The organism is Fructobacillus parabroussonetiae, from assembly GCF_018437265.1.
Classification (GTDB): domain Bacteria; phylum Bacillota; class Bacilli; order Lactobacillales; family Lactobacillaceae; genus Fructobacillus; species Fructobacillus parabroussonetiae.
The window spans coordinates 132,294-139,123 of record NZ_JAAMFL010000003.1; the positions used below are offsets into that span (position 1 = coordinate 132,294).

The 6,830-nt window shown below is 44.3% G+C and carries 7 protein-coding genes and 1 pseudogene; 5 read left to right on the forward strand and 3 right to left on the reverse strand.

The window, feature by feature from the left end; all coding sequences use genetic code 11:
• The first annotated feature begins 37 nt into the window (after positions 1 to 37).
• Complete coding sequence (locus tag G6R30_RS02215) at positions 38 to 415, forward strand: DUF2255 family protein (RefSeq protein WP_213821044.1); 378 nt, start codon at positions 38 to 40, stop codon at positions 413 to 415.
• Positions 412 to 1,257: an alpha/beta hydrolase gene (locus G6R30_RS02220; RefSeq protein WP_213821046.1), complete on the forward strand. Its 846-nt coding sequence runs from the start codon at positions 412 to 414 to the stop codon at positions 1,255 to 1,257. Before G6R30_RS02215 ends, G6R30_RS02220 begins: the two co-directional genes overlap by 4 nt.
• Positions 1,258 to 1,465: 208 nt before the next feature.
• Here the strand turns inward: G6R30_RS02220 and G6R30_RS02225 are convergent, their stop codons facing one another.
• Together G6R30_RS02225 and G6R30_RS06320 are read right to left on the reverse strand one after the other, a co-directional pair.
• Positions 1,466 to 2,215, reverse strand: coding sequence for a DUF1003 domain-containing protein (locus tag G6R30_RS02225; RefSeq protein WP_213821048.1), 750 nt, complete (start codon positions 2,213 to 2,215; stop codon positions 1,466 to 1,468).
• Positions 2,216 to 2,335: 120 nt separating this feature from the next.
• A pseudogene (locus G6R30_RS06320) lies at positions 2,336 to 2,517 on the reverse strand (ABC transporter ATP-binding protein); the annotation flags it as partial.
• Positions 2,518 to 2,726: 209 nt separating this feature from the next.
• On the opposite strand from G6R30_RS06320, the gene G6R30_RS02230 reads away from it, so the two are divergent.
• Positions 2,727 to 3,752 carry a YdcF family protein gene (locus G6R30_RS02230; protein WP_213821050.1) on the forward strand — a complete coding sequence of 342 codons (1,026 nt, stop codon included), beginning with the start codon at positions 2,727 to 2,729 and terminating at the stop codon, positions 3,750 to 3,752.
• 199 nt (positions 3,753 to 3,951) lie between these two features.
• On the opposite strand, the gene G6R30_RS02235 is transcribed toward G6R30_RS02230, so the two are convergent.
• The gene (locus G6R30_RS02235) at positions 3,952 to 5,502 is read right to left on the reverse strand and encodes a multicopper oxidase family protein (RefSeq protein ID WP_213821052.1); all 1,551 of its coding nucleotides are present in this window, start codon (positions 5,500 to 5,502) and stop codon (positions 3,952 to 3,954) included.
• 121 nt (positions 5,503 to 5,623) lie between these two features.
• Here G6R30_RS02235 and G6R30_RS02240 point away from each other — a divergent pair, with 121 nt between their 5' ends.
• Together G6R30_RS02240 and budA are read left to right on the forward strand one after the other, a co-directional pair.
• A complete protein-coding gene (locus G6R30_RS02240) occupies positions 5,624 to 5,785 on the forward strand; it encodes a hypothetical protein (RefSeq protein ID WP_213821054.1) in 162 nt (53 codons plus the stop codon).
• Between the two features lie 267 nt (positions 5,786 to 6,052).
• Complete coding sequence (budA, locus tag G6R30_RS02245; RefSeq protein ID WP_213821056.1) at positions 6,053 to 6,760, forward strand: acetolactate decarboxylase; 708 nt, start codon at positions 6,053 to 6,055, stop codon at positions 6,758 to 6,760.
• Positions 6,761 to 6,830: the final 70 nt, after the last annotated feature.

Consider the following 6,830-nt stretch of genomic DNA (forward strand, 5'->3'; position numbering starts at 1 on the left):
CCTTGTTATTTCAGGTTATTCTTGAAAGGAAGTTCAAATGAACTGGACAACCGAAACACTGAATCGCATTAACCAAGCCGATGACTTGTACATCGCACCATTCCGTGCAAACGGGATTGCGGGAACCCCAACCTGGATTTGGGAAGTTGTTGTGGACAATCGTTTGTTCGTTCGTGCTTATAACGGCAAGAAGTCTTCTTGGTATCAAAGCGCGATGGCCAATAAAGAGGGGATTATTCAAGCGGCTGGGCAGGAATTTAACGTGACTTTCCAGTCGATTAACGATGCGCCCTTGCTAAGCAAAATCGACGATGCCTACCAGGCAACATACGCACCATCCCCATACGTTGCGCCAATGATTGCTGAGCAACCACGTCAGGCAACTGTTGAAATTCAACCGAAAGATAATAAATGAAAAAATATAAAAGAATCTTACTCATCTTGATTCCAATTCTTGTCGTAGTGCTTGCTTTGGTAGGAATACTCTATCAAAAGCAGCAGAACCAAGCGAAAAGCAATGAACCCAAGCCAACGGAAGCAACCGTGTTCTTCCACGGCTATGGTTCGTCACGCAATGCTGAAAAGTCGATGAACAATTACCTGATGAAGGAAAAGGTCTCCAACCGTACCATTAACGTTACGGTTTCAAAGAGTGGCAAGGTCGACTTTTCAAGTCAGGCCAAGGCGGGTGACAAGAACCCGATTTACCTGGTTCAGTTTAACGATAATAGTAATACGGACTTTGCCAAGACGAACCAGTGGGTGACGACTATCATGAAACAACTTCATGAGCAGGGCATCAAGTCCGTCAACCTGATTGGTCATTCGATGGGAAACATGGCGATTGTCTACTATCTGAAGAATCATGTGCAGCAGAGTAGCCAGTTGCCAGCGGTTAAGCGTGAGATTGACATTGCTGGTCATTTTAACGGTTTGAACCGTCAAGAGGCGGCTTTCTCGTCATTGAACGAACAGGGACAGCCAAGTCAGGAAACCGACTCCTTCAAGGCCTTAGCGGGATTGGAAAAGTACTATCAAAACAACTCGACGAAGGTGCTCAACATCTACGGGAACAGTACGGGCTCGACTCAGTCCGATTCGACGGTACCAAACAATTCTTCCAAGTCGCTGAAGTACTTTGTTCAATCACCAAGTACCTACCAGGAGAAGTTGATTTCGGGTAAGAACGCCCAACACTCTAAGTTACACGAGAATCAAGAAGTCAACGAGTTGTTAAAGCAATTCTTGACGGAATAGCGTAATCAAGCGAATCGAAGCAGTCATTACATCGTAATGGCTGTTTTTTTGATGAATTTAAAATTTCTCCTTGCCTTGAAGTGCACTCCAGGGTCTATGCTAATCATGTAAAAGAACCTGAAGTGAAATCCAGCATAAAGGGAAGGTACTAAAATTTTCATGAATCTAAAAAAGTCCGAACACCATCGAAGTGTTCGGACTTTTTTTCTTACTTTGTTTCGCTTTTTCTGGCGTCTTCTTCTTTGACCATCAAGGCGAGTTGTTCATTGATGGAGGCCAGCATTTCCATCTGCATCTTTTGAATTTGCATGGTGTTTGGCTGATCCTGTTGGATCAAGTGATCGACTTTTGCATGAAGGAGGCGAATCTCTTCCTCTGATTTTTCATTCACGTGATAATCGTTTCGTGATTCCATCCGATCATAATCCGAGGCACGGTTCTGTGCCATCATGATTAAGGGCGCTTGAATGGCCGCTACCATGGAAAGGAAAAGGTTCAAAAGAATGAAGGGGAAGGGGTCGAAGTTCGCGCCAAATACATGGGTCACGTTAATGATAATCCAACCGACCATAATGGCCACAAAGGAAATGACGAAGGGCCAGGAACCACCGAAACGGGCGACACCATCTGCTATTTTTTGACCAAGGGTGTAAGTGTTTTCAAGCTTTTTTCCAACATCGACAATCTTGTAATTATCGTTTTCAAGCACGCGATGCATCTTTTGATGAATTTGCTTGTTCTTTTTCTTATCCTCTTGGATCATCTTATCAAGCTTTTGCAAACGGTACTTGACCAAGTGTTCCGAGCAGATAAAGCTCTGATCCGATGCCTGTGGATTATCCGCGAGAATCAACTTTTTTGTTTCAGGATCCAATTCATGCAAAAAGGCCCCACCGGCAAAGTCATACTCCGCCTGGTCGATTAAGCACTTAAACAGATCCGTTTGTTCTTCTGACATGATGGCTCTCCTTCATTTTTGCCGAAAGTCATATTCGACACGTTTACGAGTTATTATAGCGCTAACTCAATCAATATTGAACGTTTCTCATTAAAAAAGTCCAAATTTCTTAAAATGCTCCTCTAAGTAGCGTCTGGAACCCCTCGGAAAATAAAATGCCCATCGCCAGAGAGATTTACCTGATCCCAATCGGCCAGAGATGGTAACGAACTGGTTGAGGGGAATATCGACATTAATGTTTTTTAATTCTGGACTCGGCCGCCACGAACTTCGATTTGGCCGGGAATGTTTGGTTGATTCAATGCGTTTCCTCCTATTCCGTCCTCTTGCTTTCAATATAGTATACTTGACCGTCTTATAGACGAAATCGAGGAAAGGTTCTAGAATGCTTTGACCGGTGCCCATCTTTTTTTGACCAATGGTTATCATTGGGGTAGCGATGCTTTATAATGGACTTACGAAGAAATAAGGAGCTGTTTATGTCTCGTTTATTTAGCCAGGTGGCTGGACCATGATTTTTGCTTTGATTTTATCGGCCATCCTAACCTATGTTTCCCACCGTTTGATTCAAAAAAATCGTTACCGCTTACTATGCGGAATGGTGGCTAATCTTACCTTAATTGTCTACTTTGTGACGCTGAGCCTTGCGATGATCGCGATTAACCAGCCAGTCTTGGAAAGTGCTTACTTAATTTTGCTGGCCCTGATTGCCATCCCAATCATTCTGCTTATCGTGGCATCAGCCTATCTCTTTATCTTTAACGGGTTGATTGTTTGGCGGCGTGAAAGCCATTCACTTGGTAACGTGTTGACTTTGGTTATTGGTATTCTTTTAATTGCGGTGCCAGCTGGCTTTCGTCTGTTAAATTCCTGTTGGCCAAATTCGAAGCCAATTGCCTTTTTACAGAACATTTCAATTCTATTTGTTCTTTATCTTGTCTTTTGGGTGCTGACTTTCTTAACGTCCTTTGTCATTACCAAAGTCTTCCGACCAAAATCCGACCAGGAATACGCCATCGTTTTAGGTTCAGGACTGATTGGCGGAACCAAGGTATCACCACTACTGGGCTCCCGAATTCAAGCTGCCATTGATCTGCAAAAGAATCAGTTTAACCAGACGGGCAGGATGCTCACCATTGTTATGTCCAGTGGACAGGGTGGTGATGAAAAGCTTGCCGAGGGTGTTGCCATGAAGGCTTACGCGCTTGAACAGGGTGTTCCTGAAGATAAAATTTTGGTTGACGATCAATCCAAGAATACTTATGAAAACATGCTCTTTTCAAAGCAACTGTTGGATGAACATGGCTTCGACCTGAAAAAGGGGATCTTTGCGACGAACGATTACCACGTTTTCCGGGCTGCAGGCTACGCACGCTTGGTTGGCTTGGACATTAACGGGATTGGTGCCAAGACCTCTTCCTACTTCCTGCCAAACGCGTTAATCCGCGAATACATTGCGATTTTGCTCAACCACAAGCGTTTCCACCTGATCATGGCGGGGCTAATGGTCTTGTTGAGTGCATTGATTTTTATTTGATAAGCTATCGGAAAAACGTCTCCATTCTCAGTCAAGGGCAAATGTTGGACACATGAATCGTTCACTTGCCTCCTTACGTTCCGGTCAGGGGAAGAGCCATGACTGGGAAGTATGAAAACCACAAATAAAAAAAATAGCACACAAAAAAGCACGTTGAGAAATTTTTCTCGGCGTGCTTTTTAAGATTGGCTATTGGCCATTAACACATGTCCATGCCCATCTTCTTGTATGATTCGAGGCTTGAAATCTTTAGTTCGCTAACTTTGCAGCCGCGTTCTTCAGCAAGGGCGTTCATTAACGTATCCATGGCCATCAAGTCGTACTTCTTCTCAGGCTCTTCCTTGGTCCAAACTTGCATTTGGGCCATCATGCCGCCGTCTTCGTGTTCGATGATGTGACAGTGGTACATGAAGACACCTTCGTAATTAAACTTCATTTTGATTCGAACGGTTTCACCAGGGTTAACTGAGACCGTATCCTTATAACCTAGCTCGTTCGGATAAGGAGCTTCACCGTTACGTGAAACAATTTGGAAGGAACCACCGTGCATGTGGTAAGGGTGAAGCATCCCACCGCAGCAATCGTTGGTGTTCGTGATATCCCAGTACTCGACTTTGCCAAGTTCTTGACGGTCATCAATCCGCATCATACCAAACTTCTTACCGTTTAACATGACCTCTTCATCCGTTCCAGACATCACCACTTGGTGAACTGGGGCATTTGGTTCTGGATCGGCGTATGGCGTGTCGGCCAAATGTTCCGGAATGGCTCTGTCATTCTTAGCCAAGTCCTTGATGTTAAAAGTCAGGATTGGCATCTCGTCTGAGTAAAGGCTGACTTGGTCACCAGGCTTGTAGTCCTTAAAGTCAATGATGAACTCGGCACGTTCGGCACAGGTAATCATGAATTTCGTCATTTGGACGGGTTCTGGTAAGAGGCCACCGTCCGAAGCGATTTGGGTCATGACCAAGTCATCGGAAAGGTGCAAACGCCATTCGCGACGGTTGGAACCGTCTAAGAAACGAAGGCGCAGCTTCTGGGTCGTGACGTCGAATTCTGGATTAACGGTTCCATTCAACATGGCCGTTGGACCAGCGGTTCCATCAGGATCGTAGTCGGCATCGTAATCCCACTGGTTATCCTCATGGAATCGGCGGTCTTGCAAGACAACGGGAATATCATCAACGCCGTAGTTGTGAGGGATCGGTAAGCTTTCCTCGTGTTCGTCTGTCACATAGGCCATGGCAGCGAGTCCGTGCCAGACATCCCAGCCAGTTAATGGACATGGGTGGGCGTGTAGCCAGGTCGTGGCGGCTGGTTGGTCGACTTTGAAGGTGATTTCCTTATCTTGTTCAGGATATACGGGGGCGTGGCAGCCACCATCGATGAAGGGACCGGGAACGTCCAAACCGTGCCAGTGGAAAGTCGTTAGTTCAGGCAGGCTGTTCTTCAGCGTCACGTGGTAGGTCTTGCCACTCTTAAAGACGATGGTTTGGCCAAGGAGACTTTGGTTGTAGCCCCAGGTCTTGGTCTTTGGACCAGGTACAATCTGGGTTTCACCAGGTTGTGCATGGACGGTCAACCAAACGTCGGTATCGGTTTCCTTATCCGGCTTTAGGATTGCCGGAATGTTAAGTGGCATGGTTGGTGAATCGTATTTCTCCAAAGGGACGTAACCACCATCATGGTAGTCATAGGCTGATTCGTTAAAAAAATAGTCTGTATAGATCGGCTTTTTCGATTGTGTCATCATATTCCTCCTCTATTACCGTCAGTATACAAGAATTGTTCTAATCTTGCACGAATTTGTGCTATGATAATTTTAGTCAGCGAATCGAAATATTCGTAATATGAAAATAAAGGGGAGTCTTATGTCACTTAATCGGATTTATCATTTCATTATGGCCATTGTTTGGATTTGCACCATTTATCTGGTTGCCAGCATGCAGGATATGCTCGCCATGTACGTGATGGGATTTGGTATGCTCGCCAATTCAGTCTACGCGTTGATTTTCAATAAGAAGGGTTGTTAAGACTCAGTCATTGCGAATCAAACGATAATAGCTGACAGGTGATCGCCAGTTTTTCTAATTGAACATTCTCTTGTCGCACTACTGGTTTTTTTGAATAAGAAGGAAAGGCAGCATGTCCAATCAGCATCAAACAATTGACCAACTGGCTTAAGAACCGCTTCTTCAATTTTATGAAACGATGCATTCAGGTGAAAATAAAGATTGAATTTTTGCTTTAAAAAGCCTAAAATCAACCATCAGAAAGTTCGTTGAAAAAAGGAGAAAGTCATGTCATCAATTACACAATTTGGCACCATGCAAATGCTTGTTGAGAGCCTGTTAGACGGCTTTGTCACGGCTAAGGACATGCTGAAAGCTGGCAATACCGGCATTGGGACGGGTGCAGGTGTTGATGGTGAATTAATTCTCTTGGATGGCAAAGCATACCAAGTCAATGGTAAGGGTCAAGTGCAAGAAGTCGCTGATGACTTTCCCGTTGTCTTTGGTGATGTTCATCAAGCAGCATACCAAGTGCTTGGTCAATATGAGAATCAGTCTTTTGAGGACTTATCAAGTGACATTCTTCAGGCAGTCGGCAGTCAGAACTTGTTTTTATCCGTTAAGATCACTGGTGACTTTCAGCATGTACAGACACGTTCCGCTCAAAAATCTGAAAAGCCATATCCAGGACTCGGTGAAATTGCGAAAAAACAAATGATTTTCAATCAAGATAACGTTTCGGGCACCATGGTTGGCTACTATACGCCAAGTTTGTATGAAGGCGTTGGTGTACCTGGCTTTCACATGCATTTCTTATCTGATCAAAAGGACTTTGGCGGGCATGTTTTAGATAGCCAATTGAAGAACGTTGAAGTATCCATCCAAATTTTAGATGCTCTGAACGTCAAATTACCAGTCAATAATCGAGATTATAAAAAGGCTGATCTCAGTCATCTTGACCATTTGAGTCAGGTTATCCATGCCGCTGAATCATAATAAAAAGTGCTCGTATGCTGATAAAATGGACAGATTTTATGCATCGTCCACTGTATAATTATCTCAAGAC